This window comes from Dokdonia ponticola (assembly GCF_042653865.1).
GTDB classification, from domain to species: domain Bacteria; phylum Bacteroidota; class Bacteroidia; order Flavobacteriales; family Flavobacteriaceae; genus Dokdonia; species Dokdonia ponticola.
Window position 1 is genome coordinate 20,882 of sequence record NZ_JBHSFV010000015.1, and the last position, 24,777, is coordinate 45,658.

At 36.1% G+C, this 24,777-nt stretch carries 21 protein-coding genes; 8 read left to right on the forward strand and 13 right to left on the reverse strand.

From position 1 onward, the window contains the following. Positions 1 to 4 precede the first annotated feature (4 nt). Both rlmF and ACFO3O_RS19525 read left to right on the forward strand, forming a co-directional pair. Complete coding sequence (gene rlmF / locus ACFO3O_RS19520) at positions 5 to 859, forward strand: 23S rRNA (adenine(1618)-N(6))-methyltransferase RlmF (protein WP_379981980.1); 855 nt, start codon at positions 5 to 7, stop codon at positions 857 to 859. 31 nt (positions 860 to 890) lie between these two features. Next, positions 891 to 1,490, forward strand: coding sequence for a pseudouridine synthase (locus tag ACFO3O_RS19525; protein ID WP_379981982.1), 600 nt, complete (start codon positions 891 to 893; stop codon positions 1,488 to 1,490). A 3-nt stretch (positions 1,491 to 1,493) separates the two neighbouring features. Here the strand turns inward: ACFO3O_RS19525 and ACFO3O_RS19530 are convergent, their stop codons facing one another. From ACFO3O_RS19530 to ACFO3O_RS19540, 3 genes are all read right to left on the reverse strand, one after another. Further along, positions 1,494 to 2,030, reverse strand: a complete 537-nt coding sequence (locus ACFO3O_RS19530; RefSeq protein WP_379981984.1) for a DUF4251 domain-containing protein — start codon at positions 2,028 to 2,030, stop codon at positions 1,494 to 1,496. Positions 2,031 to 2,091: 61 nt separating this feature from the next. Then, a complete protein-coding gene (locus ACFO3O_RS19535) occupies positions 2,092 to 2,805 on the reverse strand; it encodes a LytR/AlgR family response regulator transcription factor (protein WP_379981986.1) in 714 nt (237 codons plus the stop codon). After that, positions 2,802 to 3,842 carry a sensor histidine kinase gene (locus ACFO3O_RS19540; protein ID WP_379981988.1) on the reverse strand — a complete coding sequence of 347 codons (1,041 nt, stop codon included), beginning with the start codon at positions 3,840 to 3,842 and terminating at the stop codon, positions 2,802 to 2,804. The genes ACFO3O_RS19535 and ACFO3O_RS19540 overlap by 4 nt, the downstream gene beginning before the upstream one ends. 200 nt (positions 3,843 to 4,042) lie before the next feature. Here ACFO3O_RS19540 and ACFO3O_RS19545 point away from each other — a divergent pair, with 200 nt between their 5' ends. The 3 genes from ACFO3O_RS19545 (at position 4,043) to ACFO3O_RS19555 (ending at position 6,867) form a co-directional block, all read left to right on the forward strand. Continuing rightward, positions 4,043 to 5,332 carry a hypothetical protein gene (locus tag ACFO3O_RS19545; RefSeq protein WP_379981990.1) on the forward strand — a complete coding sequence of 430 codons (1,290 nt, stop codon included), beginning with the start codon at positions 4,043 to 4,045 and terminating at the stop codon, positions 5,330 to 5,332. A 24-nt stretch (positions 5,333 to 5,356) separates the two neighbouring features. Next, a complete protein-coding gene (locus ACFO3O_RS19550) occupies positions 5,357 to 6,073 on the forward strand; it encodes a hypothetical protein (protein WP_379981992.1) in 717 nt (238 codons plus the stop codon). 74 nt (positions 6,074 to 6,147) lie between these two features. Next, entirely contained in the window at positions 6,148 to 6,867 is a 720-nt protein-coding gene (locus ACFO3O_RS19555; protein WP_379981994.1) for a head GIN domain-containing protein, read from the forward strand. Positions 6,868 to 6,994: 127 nt separating this feature from the next. Here the strand turns inward: ACFO3O_RS19555 and ACFO3O_RS19560 are convergent, their stop codons facing one another. The 6 genes from ACFO3O_RS19560 to ACFO3O_RS19585 all read right to left on the reverse strand — a co-directional run bounded on the left by ACFO3O_RS19560 (position 6,995) and on the right by ACFO3O_RS19585 (position 15,738). Next, the gene (locus ACFO3O_RS19560) at positions 6,995 to 9,847 is read right to left on the reverse strand and encodes a VIT domain-containing protein (RefSeq protein WP_379981996.1); all 2,853 of its coding nucleotides are present in this window, start codon (positions 9,845 to 9,847) and stop codon (positions 6,995 to 6,997) included. Between the two features lie 318 nt (positions 9,848 to 10,165). Then, positions 10,166 to 10,873 (reverse strand): DUF6624 domain-containing protein, encoded by a 708-nt coding sequence (locus ACFO3O_RS19565; RefSeq protein WP_379981998.1) that lies wholly within the window; start codon positions 10,871 to 10,873, stop codon positions 10,166 to 10,168. 311 nt (positions 10,874 to 11,184) lie between these two features. Then, a complete protein-coding gene (locus ACFO3O_RS19570) occupies positions 11,185 to 12,330 on the reverse strand; it encodes a serine hydrolase domain-containing protein (protein ID WP_379982000.1) in 1,146 nt (381 codons plus the stop codon). A gap of 57 nt (positions 12,331 to 12,387) precedes the next feature. Then, the gene (locus ACFO3O_RS19575; protein WP_379982002.1) at positions 12,388 to 13,191 is read right to left on the reverse strand and encodes an AraC family transcriptional regulator; all 804 of its coding nucleotides are present in this window, start codon (positions 13,189 to 13,191) and stop codon (positions 12,388 to 12,390) included. A 138-nt stretch (positions 13,192 to 13,329) separates the two neighbouring features. After that, on the reverse strand, positions 13,330 to 15,108 hold the full coding sequence (locus ACFO3O_RS19580; RefSeq protein ID WP_379982004.1) for an ABC transporter ATP-binding protein: 1,779 nt from the start codon (positions 15,106 to 15,108) through the stop codon (positions 13,330 to 13,332). Between the two features lie 99 nt (positions 15,109 to 15,207). After that, positions 15,208 to 15,738, reverse strand: a complete 531-nt coding sequence (locus ACFO3O_RS19585; protein ID WP_379982005.1) for a GNAT family N-acetyltransferase — start codon at positions 15,736 to 15,738, stop codon at positions 15,208 to 15,210. 87 nt (positions 15,739 to 15,825) lie between these two features. Here ACFO3O_RS19585 and ACFO3O_RS19590 point away from each other — a divergent pair, with 87 nt between their 5' ends. Continuing rightward, a complete protein-coding gene (locus tag ACFO3O_RS19590) occupies positions 15,826 to 17,076 on the forward strand; it encodes a mechanosensitive ion channel family protein (protein ID WP_379982120.1) in 1,251 nt (416 codons plus the stop codon). A gap of 123 nt (positions 17,077 to 17,199) precedes the next feature. Here ACFO3O_RS19590 and ACFO3O_RS19595 read toward each other — a convergent pair whose 3' ends face one another. Then, entirely contained in the window at positions 17,200 to 17,907 is a 708-nt protein-coding gene (locus ACFO3O_RS19595) for a hypothetical protein (RefSeq protein ID WP_379982007.1), read from the reverse strand. Positions 17,908 to 18,117: 210 nt separating this feature from the next. Here ACFO3O_RS19595 and ACFO3O_RS19600 point away from each other — a divergent pair, with 210 nt between their 5' ends. Continuing rightward, positions 18,118 to 19,173 carry a VWA domain-containing protein gene (locus ACFO3O_RS19600; RefSeq protein ID WP_379982009.1) on the forward strand — a complete coding sequence of 352 codons (1,056 nt, stop codon included), beginning with the start codon at positions 18,118 to 18,120 and terminating at the stop codon, positions 19,171 to 19,173. Positions 19,174 to 19,282: 109 nt separating this feature from the next. Next, on the forward strand, positions 19,283 to 19,714 hold the full coding sequence (locus ACFO3O_RS19605) for a hypothetical protein (protein WP_379982011.1): 432 nt from the start codon (positions 19,283 to 19,285) through the stop codon (positions 19,712 to 19,714). A gap of 90 nt (positions 19,715 to 19,804) precedes the next feature. Here the strand turns inward: ACFO3O_RS19605 and ACFO3O_RS19610 are convergent, their stop codons facing one another. The 3 genes from ACFO3O_RS19610 to ACFO3O_RS19620 are packed head-to-tail and all read right to left on the reverse strand — an operon-like array spanning position 19,805 to position 24,714. After that, on the reverse strand, positions 19,805 to 21,361 hold the full coding sequence (locus ACFO3O_RS19610; protein WP_379982013.1) for a family 20 glycosylhydrolase: 1,557 nt from the start codon (positions 21,359 to 21,361) through the stop codon (positions 19,805 to 19,807). Positions 21,362 to 21,379: 18 nt separating this feature from the next. Beyond that, positions 21,380 to 22,591 (reverse strand): class I SAM-dependent rRNA methyltransferase, encoded by a 1,212-nt coding sequence (locus ACFO3O_RS19615; RefSeq protein ID WP_379982015.1) that lies wholly within the window; start codon positions 22,589 to 22,591, stop codon positions 21,380 to 21,382. A gap of 14 nt (positions 22,592 to 22,605) precedes the next feature. Then, entirely contained in the window at positions 22,606 to 24,714 is a 2,109-nt protein-coding gene (locus tag ACFO3O_RS19620) for a M48 family metallopeptidase (protein ID WP_379982017.1), read from the reverse strand. Positions 24,715 to 24,777 lie beyond the last annotated feature (63 nt).

Genomic DNA, 24,777 nt, shown 5'->3' on the forward strand with positions numbered 1-24,777 from the left:
TATTTTGCATCCAAAAAACCAACATACGACTTCTTACGATTTTGATCAATTACAAGCGTGTACTCCTGCTTTAAGCGAATATGTATTTGTAAATGAGCACCAAACAAAAACCATAGATTTTTCGAATGCTGAGGCTGTTAAAGCACTTAATAAAGCACTATTAGCTCATTTTTATCAAATTAAACACTGGGATCTTCCAAAAGGGTATCTCTGCCCACCTATTCCCAGTAGAGTTGATTATATACATTACATAGCAGACCTTATGGGGTCTAAGAAATCCTGTAGAGGGTTGGATGTAGGAGTAGGTGCCAATTGCATTTATCCCTTACTAGCAACCCATATCTACAAATGGAGTATGGTTGGGGCAGATATCAGTGAGGTATCGGTGGCAATTGCAAGACAAAATGCATCGAAGTCTCAAGCTGATTCTGATATTGATATACGCCTACAAACCAACCCAGCCTATCTTTTTGAAGGGATCATCAACCCAGGCGAGTACTTTGACTTTACGATGTGTAATCCTCCGTTTTTTGGTTCTGAAGAAGAAGCTAAAAAAGTCAATCGACAAAAAAATAAACGATTACATCTTGGTAAAGACACAAAGCGTAATTTTGGAGGGATCTCAAATGAGTTATGGTGTAACGGTGGAGAAGCACTTTTTGTAAAGCGAATGATCAAGCAAAGTGTTGCGTTTAAAAAGCAAGTAGGTCATTTTACCACCTTGATTTCTAAAAATGAACATCTTCCTAAACTCACAAAGCAGTTAAATAAGCTTGATGCATTTCATACCATTGTTAATATGGAACAAGGCAACAAAAAAAGTCGTATTCTTATATGGAATTTTAATGCTAGCTATTGATTCGTAAGAATAATTGATAAGGTATTCCATAATGTCAGAAACGAGCCATTCTCATTTTAAACTCTATAAACCGTACGGCTATATTAGTCAGATGCTAAGTAACGACGAGCGGCAATCACGTAAAAAGAAGTTTTTGAGTTCATTATATGATTTCCCGAAAGGGGTCATGGCCATAGGGCGATTGGATGAAAAATCAGAAGGTCTCCTTTTACTGACAACGGATGGTAAACTAAGTGATACCATTAATCGTTCAGGAATAGAAAAAGAATATTTTGCTCAGGTAGATGGTGAAATTAACCAAGACGCAATTACACGTTTACGTAAAGGCGTAGACATAGGGTTACATGGTAAAAAATACCGCACCAAACCATGTGAAGTATCAAAACTAACGACCACTCCCCTACTTCCTGAGCGTTCTAAAAAACTACGTGATGATCGCCATGGGCCTACGTCTTGGATACGTGTGATTCTAAAAGAAGGAAAGTTTAGGCAAGTACGTAAAATGACCTCAGCGGTGGGATATCCCACACTGAGACTCGTACGTGTACGTATTGGTAACATCCATCTAAACAACTTACAACCTTCTGAGGTGCAACCAATAAAGGATTCTGTTATTTCTTCAGAGGCATGAGTTTTACTTTTCGGTTGATAGCGCTTCTTCTAAGGTAGTGACCACTCCCCTATATCGAATCCCATCTCTTTTTGTACTATTCACAAACATCGTCGCTGTATTATTACTATATACTTTTATAGTAACATCATATTGTTCTATAGTACCGCTGGCTGTAAAAGAAATAATTGAAACACGTTTGGTGTCGTTATGAGTGATTTTAAAAGAACTTATTTCTCCTTTATGCTGTATCGCAGCGGGTTGATTTAATCCACCGCCAATTCGAATAATTCCAAAATATGGGAGGTACATATCGATCTTTGCTGCGTCATAAAATTTAATAAAGCCAGGATTGTTTATAAGAAGTACTTGTGTGCCATCCCGAGGAAGCATCCATTCAGCATTAAAGAAAAAAGTGCCATTATCTAGCAGTGCTTTCGTTTGCTCATAAGCTTTGGTGTCCATTTCTTTTTTCAACGCTTTGCGTTCTGAGCGTGATTGCGAGAAGGAAATTTGAGAAAAAGAAAAAAGGAGAAGGCAAATAAGAATACGCGTTTTCATAACATTGGATTTATGAAAAATATATCAAAAATCATTCCTTACTCATAAAAAAGTATGCTACTTATAGTTTATAACCTTCAATCTTTTCAAAGAATTGTTTTTTATAGGTATCACCGATCGGTAGCGCTTTTTCTTTGACATATACTGATAACGAATCTGTTTTTACTATATGTTTTATAGCGACGATATAGGATTTATGGATTTTCACAAAATGATCATTCCCTAATGATTCTTCGATATGTTTTAATGTATTATACGTAATAACCATGTTGTCAATGAGGTGAACAGCTACATAGTTTTTTAATCCTTCAATATAACAAATATCATTTTTGTATATTTTTTCAAAATTATTCTTCCCATCGGTTTTTACAAATACAAAAGTATTTGCATCGGTTTTTACTTCTTTGTTATTTATATGCTGTTTCACTTTAAGAACAGCTTCGTAAAAACGTTCAAATTCAAAGGGCTTTAAGAGATAATCTACCGCATTAAGGTCATAACTCTCTAGTGCAAACTGAGAATAAGCTGTTGTGAAGATAATATTAGTCTTTCCTTTAATTATTTTAGAGAGCTGTATCCCGGAAAGGCCTGGCATCTGGATATCTAGAAAAACAACATCTATTTCTTGAGTTTCAATAAATTGTAATGCTTCTATGGCATTTGTTGTGCTTTGAACACTTTCAATAAAAGAAACCTTAGTTGTATAGTTTTCTAAAAGTCTAATTGCAGGTGGTTCATCATCTACAATAAGACATTTTAATTTTATATGACTCATAGTGGGATTTGTAATGAAGCCTCAAAATAAGAATCTTCTTGTTTGTTTTTTAAAATATATTCTCCTTCAAATAAAACATCCAATCTACGTTTTAAACTCGTATATCCTATTCCGTTTTGCGTATAGTTTTCTGATGTATTAATCTTATTCTTGGTATATATCGTCATGCTATCTTGGTCAATCCTAATGTTGATTTTTGCGACAGCAGAGGCGTCATGTATAATTCCATGTTTAAACACATTTTCTACAAAATGAATTAAAACCATAGCAGGTATTTTTTGATTTGCCACTGTTCCTGTAAAGGTATAATCAATAAAAAAATTGGTTTCAAAACGTTTCTTATGAAAATAAATATAAGATTCAATAAATTTCAAATCCTTTTCCAAAGAAACAAAATCCTCTTGTGAATCATAGGTTACAAATCGTAATAGCTCTGATAACTTATGGATATCTTTAGCTGTTTCGGGTTGGCTTTCAATTAATTCTGAATAAAAACTATTTAGCGTATTAAACAAAAAATGAGGTTCTAATTGAGATTTTAAAAAACGTAATTCGGTTTTTTTAGTTTCTAATTGTAGTTCAAATAGCTTTGCTTTATTTTCTATAAATCGAAATAACAAAAACAACGTGGTACTAAATAATATAGCTTTAATTGAATAATAGGTGTTATCAAAAACATAATAGCCAAAAACCCTAGTTTGGTCCGCATAATTATGATTTCCCGTCATAGAAAAAATAACGACTTCTTCCAATAGATAACGTATTCCCGCAAATAAAAATGCAAGTCCTATAGCGCCTATGACATATCCAAAATAGCGCTTTTTAACAAGCGTAAAAGGAGATAACCATCTAAAATTAATATAGTATATAGAAAAAAAAGAAAAATACATAGAACATACATACAAAAACCCTGGATATAAAAAATTACTTACAAACCCTGGTTTATTGAGATATACATAATCACCATATAAATCTAATGCAATGATTATGAAAATAAGTAATGCGTGATATCGCCACTTCTGTTTGATAGGTTCCATACAACAAATTTAAGTGTTTGAAGCGTATGACTATGGTAATTCCATACCAATGCTAGATTTCTTTATACCAACCCTACAATACACACAACAAATCTATTGATAGTATAATTCTACCATTTGATCATATAAAATATAGGTTTGATGTAATATCAATAATGAACCCCCTATAATTCTATAGGTTTGTGTAAAACGAACTTATCATGAAAACAATCATTAAATTCTTACCTATCCTAATTGTATTAGCGTGTACCTCTAATGAAACACCAGTCATAAATCCTACTACAAAAGTCAATAGCATTCCTCTAAGTGAAGACTATATTTCACAAAAAACAACTTACTTCACCATTAACGATGGACATATAGAAGGCAACGGTCTTGCCGTATGGAAGGAATTAATAGCCACATCGCAATTTGTGATGCTGGGAGAGCGCCATGACTCTGAAGCTACTTCTCAACTTGTAGATGCCATACTCCCGATGCTAAATACCACAGGATTTAAACATTTTGCCGTAGAAGTCGGACCACATTCTGCAAAAAAATTGGTAGCATTAAGTACTCCAATAGAAGACACAAAAAAGAATCTTACAGCGTTTACTGAAGAATATGCTGGTAAAGAAGACCACGAAATTCCTATTCCTTTTTTTAGAGCTACATCAGACGCCAAGTTCTTGAAAACGACACGGAGTCTAGGCATGGAGTTATGGGGGCTTGATCAGGAATATTTCTATGCCACCGAATATTTTATGGATGAATTACTTTCATTTGAAGAAAACAGCCCCGAGTATAAAAATCTGGAAACTACAAATAAGGAGGTAAAAGCTATTATTAAAAAATGGTATGAAAAAAATGCTGATGATAATGTTGAGATTGATTTTTTTGAAGAAATCCAAAAAGATAGTGTTGTACAAAAATATCTATCCCATTTTCGAAACAGGACAGATACAGATCAAATCATTAAAGACTTAGAAATAAGCTGGGATATCTATTCTCGTTGGCGTAATGACTCTCATGCAGATCGCATCAGTTATATGCGCACCAATTTTATGACACAGTATACAAAAGCCCTAGAGAAGGAAAAAGAACCAAAAGTACTCTTAAAATTTGGTGGTTTACACGCTTCAAAAATACTAACTAACGATTGCTATGATCTTGGAGATCTCATTACACAAATTGCTACTCAAAACGGGACACAAGCCACAATCCTTAATTCATGGCATCGGTATTATATAGATAGTGAAGGAAATGAAGTAGATTATTTAGAAAAGTATCCTAATTATTACAACAGATTACAACTTTTTATGGGTCTTGCCAAAAGAGACCAATGGACGCTTATTGATTTAAAAAGCATACGAAATGATATCAAAAATGGAAACGTCATACTTCCAACAGATGGAGATTATCATCGTATAAAATCTTTAATAGATGGGTATGACTATCAATTAATTCTACCTATAGATCAGCAATCAGAAGGTCTTGTAAAAAATCAATAATCACATATATACCCTTGTATCTTCATGGAAACTGTTGACCAAAATATGCATTCAAATACACCAGAATTAAAACTAACAATTAAAAATAGTGTTGCGTTCTTAGCGTTGCTATTTATCATGCACGAAGCTCATGAAATCGTGCATACTTCCATTGGGCGCTTGTTATGTGGGTGTTGGGGACAACGTGATTTTAATGCTTGGGGATTATGTGATACCTGTGCAGTATCCCAAGACTTAGGATTTATGGCAACCTTAGCAGGGCCGCTATTCTCATTTAGTATGATGTGGTGGGGCGTTTCTTTACTAAAACAAACAAATACAAGCTCTCAAAAATCGGTAGGATATGCTCTTGTGTTTGCAAATCTGCCTTTTGCGCGTATTCTAACAGCTGTCGCGATGGGTGGTGGAGATGAAGTTTATACACTAAAATATTTTATGGATAATGACACGCTAGCTTGGATTTTAGGATCCATTTTAATCGTATTCGTTTGTACGTATCCATTATATAAAGCGTACATCACCCCAACAAAAAGACGATTCCTATGGTTCCTTTTATTCTTTATCGCACCTACATTCATTGATGTTTTTATAGTTCTTGGCGGGATGAATACATTGCTTAATATGGGAGTGCTTGATACGTATTGGATCCTAGGTTCTCCCATATTAGTAACTCTTTGGACAGGATTTGTTGTGATTGTTTATACGCTTTCGCGAAAGCATATAAAAACGCTGTTGCATTAAAACTGTAACAGTTGTGTTTATGTACGGTCTCTATTACAAATCAACATCAAACATCCATCTAAAGAACAACAATTATGAAGTCTAAATCAATCATCGTTTGTATCCTTACTATTTTTATAGGAACCCACCTAACAGCTCAACAAGTAAAACTCTCTAGTGATACTACTACAAAATCTTTTGATTTTTCTGATTACAGTAAACTAGACGTGGCCAGTGATTTTAACGTTAATCTTACATTAGCTGCAGGAGAAGAGGCCATTACCGTAAAAGCAAATAGCAATCTTATGGATTATGTAGCTGTTTACAAAGAAGGAAACACGCTTTTCTTACGACTGAAGAAGAATACGTGGTTTAGAGGAAGAATGATTCTTGATGTAGACATTTCCACGGCTATGATTACAGATTTTGCAGCTTCATCTGATGCTATTATTACCTTGAATACGCCTCTTACAACAGATACGGTTCGTATAGACTGTAAGGGTGATGCCATATTTAAAGGAACTGTGACTGCTAATAATTTATCCATTAACGGAAAATCAGATGCGAAGATTACACTTTCTGGAGCCGCCAATACGATGACCATGAATTTAAAATCTGATAGCGAATTTGTCAATAAAGAATTTACCGTACAAAATCTCACAGTGACTTTATCTGGTGATAGCAAAGCCACGCTTACGGTTACCGATATGCTAGATGCTACCGCAAGTGGTGATAGTGAATTACGCTACGCAGGGAATCCTTCAAAAGTAAGACAAAGTTCTCGCGGAGATTCTGATATCAAAGCGATTAAATAGTTTTAAATATAAAAAAAAAGACCCGTATATGTATCGATATGCGGGTATTTTTGTTTTACTGAATCATTTACACTTAGCACGAGGAGATTTCTTTCATGAAACTAAATTTGAAACTCTACTTCGTTATCTAAAACGTAAGTTTTGCAAGCAATTGTTCATTGTCTGCTCTAGTGAGCCGTAGGATTTGTGTCTCTTTGGTTTCTTTATTCGTTCCATAATGGGTGTACATCGTTACCTTCATAAATGTAGGATTTTCCACTTTTTGATAGCTATCTCCATAGTAGCGGACTTTTACGTAATAATCGCCTTTTATGGCTTTTTGCACTGAATATTCTTCGGGACCAAACCCCTGCGTCATATCCTGTGACATCCTCCCTCCTATAGTGGTTTTATTATGACTGTAATAACACTCCTCCAAATTAGGATCTATAATGTGTAAATCGATATCAGTGTCGTTGTGATTCCAATCGATAACGACACGTACATCCATAGGCGTTAGATCTTTCAAATGATTGGAAACGCTATCTAGCTTAAGATCATCTTTATATTCTCTAATAAGGTGTTTAATTTCATTTTCTGAAATGGTTTTCACACCTTCAAAAACGCGTCGTTTGTTATTTTTATAAATCGTCCCATCAACAATAGAAAGTAGTAAATCTAGAGCTTCCTGACATTTCCCTATGTTTTCATACGCCAAAGCAAGATCACGGTAGGATTGTGAGTCTTCGGGTCGTAATTCTAAGATACGCTCAAAAATATACGCGGCAATGTCATGGGATTCTTCTAGTTGCATTTGATAACCAAACACTTTTAAAAGTTCGTAATTATCACCATCTAGTTCAGGAATATTAGAGACGATACGCCTTGCGTACACTTGATGGTTGAAGGTATCCTTAAAATAGGTAGCTACATCTATAAAATACGCTGGTTGTTCTTGATACGATGTACGCTGTATCAGATAATACTCGTATGCTTTATCGGCATTCTTAATTTCTCGTAATTCGTTAAGATATTGCGTGTTGATTGTTCTGTCTTTTAGTTCGAGTTTCCCTTTGTATTTTGATTGACTTTGTTGCTCCTGAACTTCATCTTCAGTGATTATTGATTCTGAAGGAGATGCTACTGGCAATCCTTCCACAATCTCCATGTCTTCTACCACTTCGATAATATCAGATGCCATTGGAGGTGGTGGCGCACTCATGTTATAAACCTCTGTGTTTTCTTGTAAGTTTTCAAGAACATCTTCGCTTGGGCTGTCTGCCCTCCTTTGTGATGCTTGACGACGTGCATTAGATGCTACCTCGGTACGTTTAGCTAATTCTTCTCCCCCCACGCTTTTCTGCTCCGATACGATACGATTATATTCCTCTACTAATTCTGCTGGAGGTGTAATTTGATAACGCACATAATCCATAACGTCATCTAGGACAATTAGTGAGGTATAATCAGTCACTAATTGATACTCAGTGCCTAGTTGTGTAATGGCTTCCTTATTTCTTTTGACGTTTTGAGCCAGTACTTGAAGCTTTTCTTTTGCCCATAGGCGTTTGATGATATCGCTTTTCGCGAAAGCGTCATCCACTTGAATCACAACTTCTTTTAAAACTTTATTACCATATCCAAACTGTAAGGTGATACGGTCGCCATTTTTAAATCCCTTTCCGGCAACAGAGAAATCATTGGTCACCGTAACGGGTGTGTTAGGATACACCTGCGCCGAAGCATTACTACAGGTATATCCGAGAAAGCGGAAAGGCAAATCTGTAAGTACGGTAAGTGCTTCTTTCGTATCCGTGTCTATAAGATTTATATAACCTCCGTTGGTCGTATCTGCTAGCGTCCGTAATGCTTGATGATTTGCTTTCACCAAACTATTAATCGTAAAAACTGGTGATTGGGAATACAGCTCTAGTTGACTTAAAGTGTGCATCCCATCTGTAAACAACAAAATAGCATCTCCTTTTAGAGTTGTGGTATCTAGTATAGAATAGTCGGTACCTCCATCATAGACGGTATTTTCTAAAGCTTCTTTTAGACCATCCCATTGATTGTTTTTTATAGTGTATGTCGTGCTAGATCTTACCGTGTTACTAAAGGTAACAAGTGCTACATCTACCGTAGAAAGCTTAGAAAAATACGTGTCTAAAAGCGCGAGTTCTTTGGTTATGTCTCTAGACTTCATGCTTAATGAAGCATCCCACAATAGCGTTATCGTTTTAGGTGGCTGTCGAAGTCGTTTTTCTTTACGAAGCGTCGTGTATACGTATACATACTCTTCATCCCGCAACTGTTTTATCGCTGTTTTCTCAATAGGGATTTGAATACGTAATGGCGAATTTGGAGTGAAATTTTCTTTATGAAGGGTAGTTTTAAAATTTTGTTGCCAAGGCGTAAAACCAAGTCCGCGGATGGCTCCTTTTTCGATAATGGGCTTTGTTTTTTGATCAAATACGGTAATGGCCAGATCAAAATTTTCTAATGTATTCTCAAATGCGAGGGGTAAATCATAGTAGTGATTCCCGTCTACCACCTTCAATTCTTGCTCATATGCTAGCACAATGCGTTTGTATCCTTTTGCAGGTATGGGATAAATACGTGCTTTATAATTGTTTCCTGTTCCCTTTTCGAGTAATGCAGGATCTACACGTCTACGTACCACTGCTTCAAAAGCAACACGCCCTAATTCTTTATCGACCACCACAGCTTCGCGTAATTTTCCGTTGATATCTAATGCAAACCGAGATACAGAAAATCCATCGCCTAATGGGAAATCTAATTGTCCTTCTAGAATCGCATCAGTAGGATTATAAAAAAGCATATCATAGGTCGTGGTTGCTATATTACCCGTCACTACTACGTCTATATCTAAAGAAGAAAGACCTAAGGGTTTGTCATTTACCCTAACAAAGGGAATTTTTTGTGCGTAAGAATAAGAAATGGAATAAAGACAAAGGAGTCCTACTAGAATGGCTTTTTTCATGATGATGGTTTAAAAATGAAGCTTTGAATGGTTGCAGACTTCAAATCAAGTACTATGCCAATGTAAATATTATTTTAAATGCTATCATCAATGTCCGATTAAAGTGCATACACATTTATTAGGACTATATATACATAGCACTGCGCAGGCTTTTTTTTATGAATAAACCGGGGGTCCTTGATATTAATACTTTAAACGATAGGTAAAGAAATTATATATATTTATAATTAGTTGTCAAGTCATTAACAATTAGGTCTTACGTCTTATGTCTAAAAGCGAAGCGGTCTTATGTCTTAGTCGGGCACGACTAAAATAGTATTATTCCGGAACAGGGTATAATATGGGCGTAGTGATGCCTTCTTTTTTAAATTGTTCCTTATTCATCTCAAAATGTAACAAAGTCGCTTCATTAAGGTACTCTTCTAAAGTCTCCATCCCTAATGCTGCTCTACGTTCATTGACATGTTCTCGATCTTCTAGGTTTTTGATATACGCTTGTTGAAGGTCGTTAAAATGACGTTGAGTACCGTATAATTGAGGCCTTCCCGTATTCACTCGTACACGATCTGTAAGCAGTGCTACATGCTCTGAAGATGCATTATTTGCTTTAGCCTCCACGATTAAAAGTGCCAGTACTTCTTCTTGCCAAGCAGGATCAAAATCTGAATGTTGTACCATTACCCAAAAGTCAGATTCTCCAGCTTCTCCTATCCTATCATACCCAGGATATCCGATGGTATCGATAATGCTTTTGAGAAATTTTTGATGGGACCTATTCACACTGTCTCTTAACACCATCCATGTATCCCAATCGCCTTCATGTTTTCCTTGAGGAATCCCTGCATATAGCTGATCTACTTCAGCCATGGTATTAAGTTTTGCGGCTAATTCCTGATCAAATAGAACTTCTTGTTGAATAGGTTCTTTCTCAACGGTTGTAGATGAAACTTCTTTGCAGGAAATCACAAATAGAAAACTTATCAGGTATAGGGTAGGTCGCACGATGGCTGTTGGTAGTATACGCATTTTTCAAAGTTAAGGGTTCGTTGTCACGAAAATATATAATTCATCATACGAATCTAAAGAAACTACATTCAAAATAAATAACTTATAACATTTCTTTGACATTATGCGTGGAATAAAATAAACTTTAAACGTAATACTTTATTTTATTTATAACTCTGATATAAAGAATATTAATAACGAACACCTACATTTATTATTTAACCTATGGCTGATCATAACTAAGAAGGTTTATTTAATTGAAACATCACTATTCAGCTAAAGCAAGCCTTACTCGAGCGCAGATTTCGAACAGAATGAACTATTATTTATCCTTACTGTTCTTTGTCTAGCCACTGGATATAATCAACCACTTTTTGAAGAGCCCCATTGCTTTCATCGACCGTGTGATTGATGGCTATAGAGCAATTATACGCAGGAAAATGTATAAATAAGGTGCCCCAAAAGCCTGAATGCATATAGGCCTCAACACCCGACTTTTTTCCTTTGATATACCCTAGACCTAACCGATATTCAGCTAACGGATCACCTGTATATTCTGATTTTAAGAGCATCACAGCTAAGGTTTCTGGTTGCTCATACACTTGATTGGAGAATAAGCCTTGCAAGAAAGTGGCTAAATCTCTAGTGGTGGATTGTAAACCCCCACCGCCATAAAGATCTACCGAGTTATCCCAAGAGGACGCATCTATATCAGCTAAATAGCGTTTAACAGATCTTGGTAATCCTTCAGGGCGATCTTCTAGCGACTCTAGCCATGTAGAAGACATTCCTAGTGCCTCAAACTGTAACAATTCGCGCATGGCCTCTGCAAGACCTGTTTTCATAGTATTCTCTATGATCTCGCCAAGTAAAATATATCCTGTATCACTGTAATGATGTACTTCTCCAGGAGCTCCGTATGGGCTTCCGTGATCCATTGCCCATTGTAATTGTTCGGTACGTGTCCATCGTTTGTCTGGGTCTTTAGCTGCTTCGGCAATATAGTCCCTATTTCCTTCCGCATAATCAAAAAGACCACTGGTATGCATCATACAATGACGTAATGTGATTTTAGTAGGATCGTAACCACCTTTTTCAAGAATATTAATATGCGCTTTAGAAATATAATCTGTGATGGGAGCGTCTATGTTTACGAGTCCTTTTTCGCGCAAGCGTAATATACTAGTCGCCACAAACGTTTTGGTTAAACTTGCGATTCGAAAGGGTTGATTGGCAGTCAATAATTGGTTGTTATTTGTACTATCATATCCTGCAGCACCCGAAAAATCAATACCTAATTGAGGGGAGATAACCGTGAGAGAAACCCCATGTGGTTTGGATTCAAGGGTACTTATTTCTTCTTGTAAAATACGTGTGAGTACCTCATCTGGCGATCCTGTATAATCAACTGTTGCTTTTTGACTCTTGCAGCTTACTACACAGAAAGCCAAACATAAAATGTAATATCTAATGGTCATTTATTTATTTTTTTGCAAAGATGCCGCTTTCGCGAAAGCTATCATTGTAAAAATTCGTCATGAATAGTTCGGACGGACTTGTATAAAGGATGGAGTTTGTAATAATTGAGCAGGTGTAAACGAGGTATATCGCTTAATTTCTTTAATAAAATGGCTTTGATCGTAATACCCGTATGCCTCGATATAATGCTGCCAATCTGCATTTTGCGTGGTACAGAGTTCGCGTATCGCTTGTTTATACCGTTGCAAGGATTGGAATTTTTTAGGAGTTAAACCCGTATCCCGTTTAAAATGTCGCTCTAAAGTGGAATATGAATAGTTAGTCGCTTCCATAATTGTTTTCAGGTCACAACTTGGACTAATTTCTTGTGCCATTTGAACCACAAATCCTTCGCGTTCTTTTTGATAATGCCTAAACAACCACTGGTCTAACTCACTGGCAATTTCTGAGACAGAGCGTCCTTTCAAATGGGTAATAAAAGATTCGATATTCGTGTCAAAAACATCAGCTGCATAGGCTACAGAATCTTTCATTAGCGCATCCGTTTTCTGATCCATAAAGGGTTTTAAGGAAGAAAGCCCTCTGGATTTGAACTTAATAATGATGCAGGATTTGAGATGCGTCAAATCCATCACGACTTCTTTATGAAGAAAGCTAAACAACTGACTCTTACTAGACGTATACCTTTTCCCTAAATAATCAATCGTGTAGTATCCATCCAAAACAATAAGCATATCTGGAGTAATACCAGGATAGGCATACAAGGATGAATTACCATGAAATAACTGCGCAATATTATCAATAATCCAATAGTGATCTATATGGCGTTGTAATTCTGGAATTTGAGGTGCAAACAACATAAGGATGATTCGTGTGTACTAAAATAGACACTTTTTGTTGAATTTTGTGACAGTTTACGTTGTTCTAATTTCCAATGTATACGCTCCTGCCTACCAGCAAGGCAAGTTCGCGAAATCGCATATCAATAAATGACACGATTATATCTTCGCCTGATACGTGTACAAATCAAAATACCTTCCTTCTTTTGCAATTAATTCTTCATGTGTTCCCTGCTCGGCAATACGTCCTGATTCAATTACTAAAATTTGATCTGCTTTTTTAATGGTGCTTAATCGGTGCGCAATCACAATCGTGGTTCTGTCTTTCACAAGCTCGGCTAACGATTTTTGAATCAGTGCTTCGCTTTCTGTGTCTAAATTTGAAGTCGCTTCATCAAGAATGATAATTTTAGGATCGGCTAAGATGGCTCTTGCAATCGCAATCCGCTGGCGTTGTCCACCTGAAAGCTTTACACCACGCTCCCCTATCAAAGTGTCCAATCCATCTTCAAAACGATCTGTAAACTCGTTCACATAGCCTGCTTTTACAGCTTGGAGTAATTGCGCTTCACTCGCATCAGGTCTTGGAAATAAGATGTTATCACGGATGGTGCCTTCAAATAAAAACTCGTCTTGTAAAACGACGCCTAGGTGTTTTCTGAAACTACTCAGTTTAACTTTGGAAATATCCTGACCGTCGATGTAAATAGTTCCTGAATTGGGAGTCAAAAACGTAGCACTTAGTCCTGCAATCGTTGATTTACCAGATCCTGAACTTCCCACTAGGGCAATCACAGAGCCAGCAGAGGCTTTAAAACTCACATTTTGAATGACTTCTTTTCCCTCTTCATAGGCAAAAGAAACATTATCAAACTTTAAATTTCCCTTGAAATCATTTAAGACGACATTTCGATCGCCTAACTCATCCTCAGGGGTCATATTCATTAACTCTTCGGTACGATCTAGTCCCGCCAAGGCTTCTGTCAGTTGACTTCCAATATTACTCATCTGAACAATTGGGGCAATCATAAATCCGAGTAAAAGTGTAAATAAAAAAAAATCCCCTGTGGTCATCTCTCCTTGAATCATATAGTACCCACCTATTCCCATAATCCCCACAGAAGCAAGGCCTAACAAAAACGTAGAAGAACTTGTCATAAGCGCTGTAGCTGTCAAACTCTTTTTGACGTTTTGAAATAACAAATCAACGCCTTTTTCAAAGGATTTATTTTCTTGATCTTCGGCATTAAATCCTTTAATCACCCGAACACCTGCAAGGGTTTCTGTCAACCTTCCTTGTACCTCAGCATTGATCTTTCCACGATTTCTAAAAATAGGACGGATATATTTAAAAGCCTTTAAGGCTACATATCCAAAAATAGCAACGGGAAGAAATACAAATAAAGTCATCCAAGGATTAATTCGTATTAACAAGACAAGAGAAACAACCGCCGTAATGGTTCCGCCAACTAATTGTACCAACCCCGTTCCTATGAGATTACGTACGCCTTCAACATCTGTCATGATACGAGAGACGAGTGCCCCTGACTTGGTATTATCAAAAAAACTAATAGGTAAAGACAATACCTTCTTTTGTACCTGTGCACGTAACTCTGATATTAAGTATTGTGCTTGCACACTTAAAATACGCGTTAATAGAAAAGAAGTGATCGCCTGAATTAATAAGGCTAAACCTACCATCCATAATAAGTTATATAGACTATCCATGTCCTTATTAGGAACAATTTCATCTAGTAACTCTTTTGATTTTAAAGGGAGAACAAATCCTGCCAATCTACTTATCAAAATTAAAAACAACCCAATAAAAACCAATTTACGGCGAGGCCAAATAATGGTTTTAAAGGCTTTCCCCATAGTCACTTTGGATTTTTTTTGAGTATCCGCTTTTTGAGGAGATGGTTGTGCAAATTCTTTCATGAAGTACAATAACGAATGAAATTCAAAGATACTTGAAAACAAAAGATATATTCCATTAAAACTGCTTTACGTGTCTGTTAAAACATAATATACTAGAAACTAAATGACAGATAATGAATACACCACATTGGTAGGCACACTCGCATCTTTTTTATTGGTAATCATAAAGGCATGCCGTTCTAACAACGTTCTTGAAGGGATATTATCTACGTGCGTGTAGGCTTCTATAGTAGCAAGATCTAACGTCTTAAAACCAAACTCCAACACGGCGGTTAATGCTTCACTCATATATCCCTTTCCTTGATATGTAGGATCCAAATCATACCCCACCTCAGCTGTTTTTCGATCATCAGAAAAATGCCAAAGGGATATGGCACCTATACATTTTGAACTAGCTTCTTTCGGGGCTAAAACCCAATAAATACTATTTCCTTCTTTCCTATCTTTTAATCGATCAGAAATAAAAACATCTATTTCTTCAAGTGAAATTGGAGGTTTGCGCATAATATATTTGTTTACTTCAGGATCTGAACGCATAAATAATAGTGGTTCCCTATCCTCCCTACAAGGTACTCTCAGCTGTAAACGTGTTGTGATGATTGGATTTAATTCAGAAAAATGATGACACATTGGGTACGTTATTTTACAGTTGTATTGATTCTTGTCGCTAACCAACCCATAATAATACTATTTTTGTATCGATACGTATCTATTATTATGAAACAAACAAGTCACTGGCTCTACAATTTTTTATTAGACCACGGGTTTTCCCCCACATGGGCGTCATACACAAATCTAGTCGCTTTATGCATTTTACTCGTTCTTGTACTATTATTGATAGATTTGCTTTCGCGAAAAGTGTTACGTAAGCTTTCTAGTGGTATAGCTCTAGCTTCAAAAACAAAGTTTGATGATCTACTCATAGAGAATCGAGTTCCGAGGCGTGTGGGTCATTTAATCCCTTTTATGATTGCCTATTGGACAATCCCATATATCTTTCAAGATTTCCCAAAATTAAATTACTTAGCTACTATATTTTTACAATTATTAGCCATCGTTATTGTCCTACGTATTACACGCGCTTTACTAAATACCTTAAAAAGCTATTTTAAAACCAAACCAAAACTTCGCGATAAGCCTATCGACAGTTATATTCAAGTCTTTATGATTTTTGCGTGGTTTGTTGGGATCTTTTTTGGATTTGCAGTAATCACAAAAATGGATTTATGGAAATTTCTAACGGGACTAGGAACCATTTCTGCTATTATCATACTTGTTTTTAAAGATACCATCTTAGGGTTTGTAGCAAGTATTCAAGTCGCTACAAACGATATTGTACGTATAGGCGATTGGATTACGTTTGATAAATATGGCGCCGATGGAGATGTTATCGAAATCAATCTTGCTACCGTCAAAGTTCAAAATTTTGATAATACCATTACCACGATACCTACCTATGCACTCATCTCCGATAGCTTTAAAAACTGGCGAGGAATGACTGACTCTGGAGGAAGACGTATCAAAAGAGCCTTGTATATAAAACAAGACAGTATCAAATACTTACTTCCTAAGGATATAGAAAAACTTAAAAAAATTCAACTAATCACCAACTATCTCTCTGATCGTCAAGAAAAAATTAATATCTCCAATACAACATCTGGAGTCAATAAAGAGCTTCTGCTTAATGGACGCAACATGACTAATATTGGTGTTTTTAGAAAATATATGGAAACGTATATTTCGCAACACTCAGCTATCAATAAAGAAATGTTGCTTATGGCAAGGCAATTGGCCCCTACAGCAAAAGGAATTCCTATTGAGGTGTATTGCTTTAGTAGTGATAAGCGATGGCAAAATTATGAATACATCATGGCTGATATATTTGATCACTTTTTAGCTGCGGTAACCTATTTTGATTTAGAGCTGTTTGAGCTACCGAGCTCTGGGATGTATGCCCCTAATGAGTAAATACACCTAAGATCAACATAGAGGAAAGAAGTAATAATGAGGTATTTTCAAGAAGTATAACGACGTAGAAGTTTATACTGGGTACGCTTTCGCGAAAGCGTATAAAAGAAAATTGATAAGAAATTAATCTTCATCTTTGACAATAATCACAGTCGCTTTGACACCTGTAGCTAGATTCCAGACATTGGAAGAAATCACCTGTCTGTTATCATCATACATCACAAATTGAGCTGTATTGGGCCCTGAAGTTCCTTGATTGAGAGCCGTTATGTCTATTTTGTTAAAACCTTTTTTAAGGTCAATGTAAAATCCTTGGAATTCACCTGCAAGATGGATGTTAGGATGAATAATGGTGTCATTTACAGAAACACTGACTCTATCGCCATCTACATACTGATGGTCTCTGTATAAGAAACGAACAAATTTAGAACCGCTTCTAAAATCACCCAAAAACTGATCATTATAAAACTCAGGTTGTAGCCCTGCGTCTTTGGTATGATTTGTTTTATTGTTCATTTTATTTTCTAATGCCGTGTAGTCCTTTTTAGCAAACTCTTCACCTTCCATAAAGCGAACCTCCTTTTTTTTAGTGCCACTTTCAGGTTGTCCTAAACGAACTTTACTTTTTACAGAGACTGTGCTAGATGAAACACTAGAAGAAGCATTTTCTGGGGATACTAAAATAGGTGTTTCTGCTTGATTGGGTTGTTTGCCGTCTATTTTGATGGATTTACGAGGTGCATCTATTTGTGCGTAACCCAATGTAGCACACAAAAAAAGTGAGCAGACGAGCAAGCTTTGGAAAATAGATGTTTTGGGTGTAGTTTTCAAAATTTCAATTTGTTAGGTAAAGATACTAAATGTGTATCTATAATAGAAAATACTTAACACATCCATTAACAAGTTTTGTACCAAAAAAAACAGATGTTAGGGATGTGAATACTTACATGGGTCGAAAAATTATACTTGTCTTAACATAACAAGATTAAAATAAATACAGAACGATGACCGTTATGGTAGCATCAATCAAATCGATCATTTATGAAAATTAACATTTTTTATTATTTAGTAGCGCTATTATGTATCACTACTGCCTGTAGTACGCGCGATGACGACGGAAATTCAACAAATGGAATAGAGTGTCTTAATCTAGGAGCTCAGGAGTTAAATCTTACCATAGAAGATGCCTTTACCACACTACCCTCCAAAGTTTCTGTGTTTTTTAGAGTAACTGATCTCAACGGACAAGGAGTGCCAGGATTGAATCCTTCTGATTTTAGAATTTTTGAACAAGGACGTAATGATGCTTGTTTTAACGAAATATCGAGTTCTGAGTCTTCTGCTGAAATCTCACCGAATTCTCAGATATTTATCAATAACACCATTCTAGTATTAGATTTAAGTAATAGTGTATTAAGTTCAAGTTTACAAGAACTAAAAGACGCTTCTATCAGTTTTATCACCAATGTGGTCCCTGCGATTCCTACTAATTCATTCCAAATGGGAATCTATTGGTTTGACGGCGAAGATGTATTACACGAATTACAACCCCCTACAACAAGCGCTACAGTATTGGAAGATGCCATCAATAGCATCACTACGGATATTAGCAATGATCCTTCTACAGATTTGTATGGCGCTGTTATCAAATCAACGCAAGTAGCCGAAAACCTCATCACAAATGCAGAAGCACAAGATGTGTTTGGAGCGGCTTCTATTGTCATTTTTACAGATGGTACAGATCAGGCGGCTCGTTTTACACAACAAGAGGCACTTACAGCAGTTACGAATGCCGATGAAAATATTTCATTTTTTACCATTGGACTCGGTGATGAGATTGATGAAAGCACCTTATCGCAAATAGGTACTGATGGAAGTGTATTTGCCACCGATAGCTCTGAATTAGAAACCGTTTTTAACGAAGTCTCAAACAATGTGGCCAATCAAGCAAATAGCTTTTACTTATTTGAATATTGTAGCCCAAAGCGTGATGGGAGCGGAATGAACAATTTAGTGATTCAAGCCATCTCAAATACAAGAACTGGGGTTGTAGAGACTTCTTTTGATGCAACAGGGTTTAGTAGCGGATGTCAATAAACTAATTGCAAATTGTGTGTTTCATCGAATAAATAGTGCATTTTATCCATATTGATTCAAAAAAAGCTATTTTGCAAGTCTACTTTTGTAAAATCTGTAGCTTTATAATATGCTAGTAAATGAATCAAATTTAAAATATAAACTAGAGGATGTGTATATCCTATCTACAGGAGTATTTTACTTTTTTGAAGAGTTCATTGTGTCAGAAATAAATGAAGGCGTTCATTTTAATTGGGAAACCGCCCAAGAGGTTATTGAATTAGCATTAAATCATTATGGAAGAGATGCTAAAATATCTTATATCTCAAACAGAGTATACTCGTACTCCATCGAAGCTCAAGATTGGTTGAAATTTTTTAAATCAAGACATAACCTTAGAACTTTTGCAGTCGTAACTTATTCAAAAAGCGGATTAATTAATGTTATGATGGAAAAAATATTTTTCAAATCAAGAATTAAGACATTTGAAAATTTACATGATGCAGCAGATTGGGTTGCACAATACCATCCCACAGTCAGAACTAACACAATGGTTTTATAATTATTTGGTAGTGTATGTGTATCATTATTCCTTTTTATTAAATAAGAAGCGATAAGAGGTACATGCTAAATTCTCAAGATATAACAAGCATCATTCTTCCAATAATGGCGATGGATAATAATGAACGTTTTTAATCTTCAAACGGTTTTGATGATTTTTAAGCCGTTGTAGGTAAGAATCCCAAGTTCTGTTTTCTTCTTGTGTCCATCCAAGTTCTGCATGCCCTATAAGTCTAGGAAACGCTAAATACTCAATCGCATTCATATCTACTACCGTTTCTGTCCACAAAGGAGATTCTATGCCTATTATTTGAGAAGTAGGCACATCTTTAAGAATGCTTTGTGGGTTCCACATATAAGCACTATCAATAGGGGTCACTCCTGCCCACGTAAGGCCGATTTTAGTATCCTTAGTATACTTCATATCGAGATACGTCTTTGGTGCAGGTGATAATACGATAGAGGCTCCTTGTTTGGCTCCTAGCCTAGCAATCTCAGGATTGGTCCAATGCTGGATAATCGTTTCATCAGAAATACCAGCACTTTGGATATCTTCCCAACCCATTACATTCTTACCATATTTTTTGACAATCGCTTGCGCTTTTGTCAAAAAGAGATTATAATCCTCCTTTGAAGTGACATGTGATTCATCACCGCCTAGATGAATATAATCTCCAAGTGTAAGTGCAGAGAGTTCTCTAATCACATCATCTAGAAATTGATAGGTAATCTCTTTATCTACACATAGCGTACTAAAACCCACTTTCATTCCTGTATATAAAGAACGTGCTTCTCCGTCACAATTCAACGCTGGATAAGAAGCCAACGCAGCATTGGTATGTCCTGGCATATCTATTTCTGGGATAATCGTAATGTGGTGTAATTTTGCATAGGCAACGATGTCTCTGTATTGTGCCTGTGTATAAAACCCTCCTTGATCACCACCGACAGCACTCGTACTCCCAATTTCAGTAAGTTTTGGCCAAGACTTAATTTCAATTCGCCATCCCTGATCATCGGTAAGATGCAAGTGTAGTTTGTTTATTTTATAACTAGCAATGAGCTCTATATATCGTTTTACATCTTCTACGGGAAAAAAATGCCTTGCAACGTCCAACATCGCTCCTCTGTACGCGTATTGTGGAGCATCGTTAATGATTACTCCAGGAATTGCCCAAACGACCTTTGGGTGAATGGTATCTGAAACGATCTCATCAGGCAATAATTGGTAAAACGTTTGCAATCCCATAAACAAACCAGACATGGTTTTTGCCCGTATAATCACACGGTCTTTAGTGCTTTTAAGAAAGTATCCTTCATCATCAGAAATTTCATTGGCAGTAGGATCCAGCACAAAATGAATACTATTTTTTGCCAGCTGACTTTCCTTCTTAGTAACCAAAGTAATCCCACTTGCTTTTGTAAAACGATCTGAAAATTGAAGCGCTATCGCCTGACTATCAAAACTAGTTCCTGCATAAATAGTCGTATTTGCATCAATCAAAAAGCCTTGCTCAGCAGTCACTACTTCATTGGGGTACGGAATCAAGGAACGCTCCGTTATAGGAACGAAAATAGCTGTTTTTTCGGGGGTACAACTTATACAAATGTATAAGAGGATAATGATATAAGATACATACTTTTTCATATACTTAAAGATAGTAATTTATAAATCTAGACGGTAATACCCACATTTTAAATAGGCTCCTTCAGGAAAACTTATTGGGTGATCACTGTCGTGAAAGGTTTTATCAATTGTTTTAAAAAGTCGGTTGGTTTTTGTGATTCCTTGCTCTGAGATATCAAAAAACTGTTGCGCAGTTATCCTTGAAGAACAAGAAGCCAATACCAAAATTCCTTTTTTAGCAACCAATTGTGCCCCTAAAACAGCCAATCGATGGTAACTGTGTTTGGCACTTTCAATCTCTCTAGCACTTTTTGCAAAACTAGGAGGATCTATCACCACAATATCAAACTGTTTGTCACTATCAATAAGTTGCTGTAAGCCTTCAAAAGCATCAATAGCCATAATTTTGTGTGTCCCCTTACTAGGATTGAGTTTACCATTTTCAAGCGCTACTTCTAGGGCTTGTGCACTTATATCTAGACTTAATACTTCAGTAGCTCCGCCAGCCAGTGCATGCACCGAAAATCCACCTGCATAACTAAAGACGTCCAATACTTTTTTGCCTTTAGACAACTCACCAACTCGTTTTCTGTTATGACGGTGATCTAAGAAGTAACCCGTTTTATGACCGTGGATCACATTGGCAGAAAACCGAATCCCATGCTCTTTAAAATAAACGACCTCTGATGATAACATTCCATGAAGTACTTGCCCATCTGTAAAACCATGTGATGTTGATTTCTGTAATTGACGACTTAATCGCACCACTAGCGTTTTCACCTTAGCGACTTCAACCAATTCTGGTAAAATCATTTCTAAATACGGAAACCAAATTCCTGAATAAAACTTAACCACTAGCACATCTTTGTACACATCGGCGATAAGACCAGGGAAGCCGTCATTTTCTCCAAAAATAAACCGATAGCTATTGGTATTTGTTTTTAGTAAAGTGGCTCTTTTCAAAAAGGCAATACGTATTTTTTCTTTAAAAAATACACTATTTAGTGTTGCTGGGGTAGAATGAACAACCTTGATTCTAATAGGAGAATCCGCGTCATACAGTCCAATAGCAAATACTTTGTCTTTACGTTGATCAAATAAAATAGCTATATCTCCCGTCTTTCCATCCTTATTTTGCTTAGCGATACTATCTTCAAAAACCCATGGGTGTCCTTTTTTCACAAGCTTTTCGGCAGTGGATTTTAGCTTAATCGCTAGACGTTGCGTTTTAAAACTCAAAAAATCAATCATATATGATACAGATATTATGTAGTTGCTTCTTTAGATATTCGCTCCAAAGGAGCTAGAACATCTGCGGTAAGTTTAAAAATAATTCGGTTGTAATGAAATATGATTGAATCTATTGTATTCAAAAATGTATTAAAATCACCATTCTTAAAGGAGTTGCTATTGATTGGCGTTATGGTATGTGAAGTTACCAAAATACGTAACAACTCTTCTTTGGTTTCTATGTTTGGTAGAGATACAAAGGGAGCCGCTTCTATATGCTTTTGAGAGGCTTCAAAAATATTTCTTATATTATTGGTACGCACTACATACGATGTAATATCACCATCTGTAACATCTCCTGCATCTACTAAGTTTTGATATTCTGTTATTATTGAGACATTTTTAGTGACAAAACTCTTCAAATTTTGCTGCAATAGTTCGATTAATTTAAAACGATCTAATTGCTTGTCTCTATCTTCTAGTGGTGTAGCAGCATAACTTAAATGAAACAATTCTTTATCCCATTCCTTAAAAGACCCCTTGAAATAGGTTAATTTTTCGTTTTCAATTCGATCAGCAGCCAATTGAAAATGTTTCTTTTTATAAACCGTACCCTCATATTCAAATACTTTTGCCTTTACAACACCAGTGCTTATATCTACTAGTTTCTTAAAGTTCTCTTCAAATCGCTTAGCCGGCTCCATAAGCGTCACTAGTTGGTCTTTTATAAGCGATGTAAACTTCTCATGTATTTGTAAGGTATCTAGATTGAAAAAGAGATTCTCCTGTTGCAATTCCTCTGCATTAGGCACTGTAAAGTAACGTTGTTCAAAATTACCTAAATACTCTTTTCCAAATATTTGTTCTGTTTGTTTTTCTTCGGCTATGAAAGATGTCATTTTATCTAATGCAGGGATATACTCCTCTTCCTTTAATCCCATAGCATATACGTATAAATTTTTGGTAATTGTACGTTGTATTTGTTTCGGGTTTTTAAAAAGCTTCCAAGGGCTTGACACATCCCAAACTCCTTCAATAAAAGGGGTTTTAGCATTCTGCTCTCTATCTTTATTTGAAGGGTGACTGGCATACATGTTTAAAGAAGAGAAGGTTTCTTCTTCTTTAAATATAATGGGATGACCTGCATCATCTGTGTCACGTTCATGAATACTTTTATCTATATCATCTTGTACGGCATCAAGTGTTTCTTGTTGATGTACAAATAAGTTAGATGTATGTACTTTTTGCTGAGAAGCTGTTGCTGTATAACTCAATGTCTTATTCCAAGATTCATAAGCTTTTTCAAGTTTCCACAACGCACTTACAATAGCTTCACTCCCTGTAAGGCTTACCGCAACCTTATCTGCATGAAATTCCATCTCCCGCGATAGAGACGCATGAAGAATGTTTAATAGTTTATATAACAAAAAAAGAAGTTGCCGTATCAACCAGACAAACGGTGTTATGATCCACGCAATAAAAGAAAGGCGTATATCGATACTTCGCCAAATTTCAAGTGCTCTATCCCAATAGTCACGTTCAAAGATCATATTTTGAATGATGGTATTAGTCATATACACATAACTACCTACACGCATACTAGATTGAGAAAAATGACCAAATTCATGCGCCATCACCGCCTTAAACTCTGTTAGGTTTAGTCCATTGACTAGGGCTAATCCTATTCGTAAATTCTTCTTTCCAGGAAAAAAAAGACTTAAAAAAGTACTGTGAAAGGATACAGAAGCATTTACATCATGATCAATAATGATTTTATTTGGTTTAGGTGCCTTTGCGTCTTTGGCAATTCGATGAATAAAATCATATAATTCGGGCTCGTCTTTAGGTTTTACAACCACACTAATTTTGTCTTTGTGCCTGTTCCATCTAAAAATAAATTTAAGTGTAAATAAAAACAACATGAACGCACCCACGGCAAAAGCTAAATTAAATACATCTCCCTCCACTTTTTTAAACTCTAAAAACTGCCAATAGGCAAGTTTTCCTAAACCAATAATCATGGCAAAATAGAGTATAAAGAATAAGAGTAATCCTGCAATCGCTAGGATCACCTTTTGTATATAGCTATTCTGAACACGTGTAAAATCATCTGGTAGCTGGGTAGGGTTCTCTGGATAACGCATAAAATAAGATCATTAGTAAGTACAGGAAACAAGAATAAGGAATTTTACGCTTTCGCGAAAGCG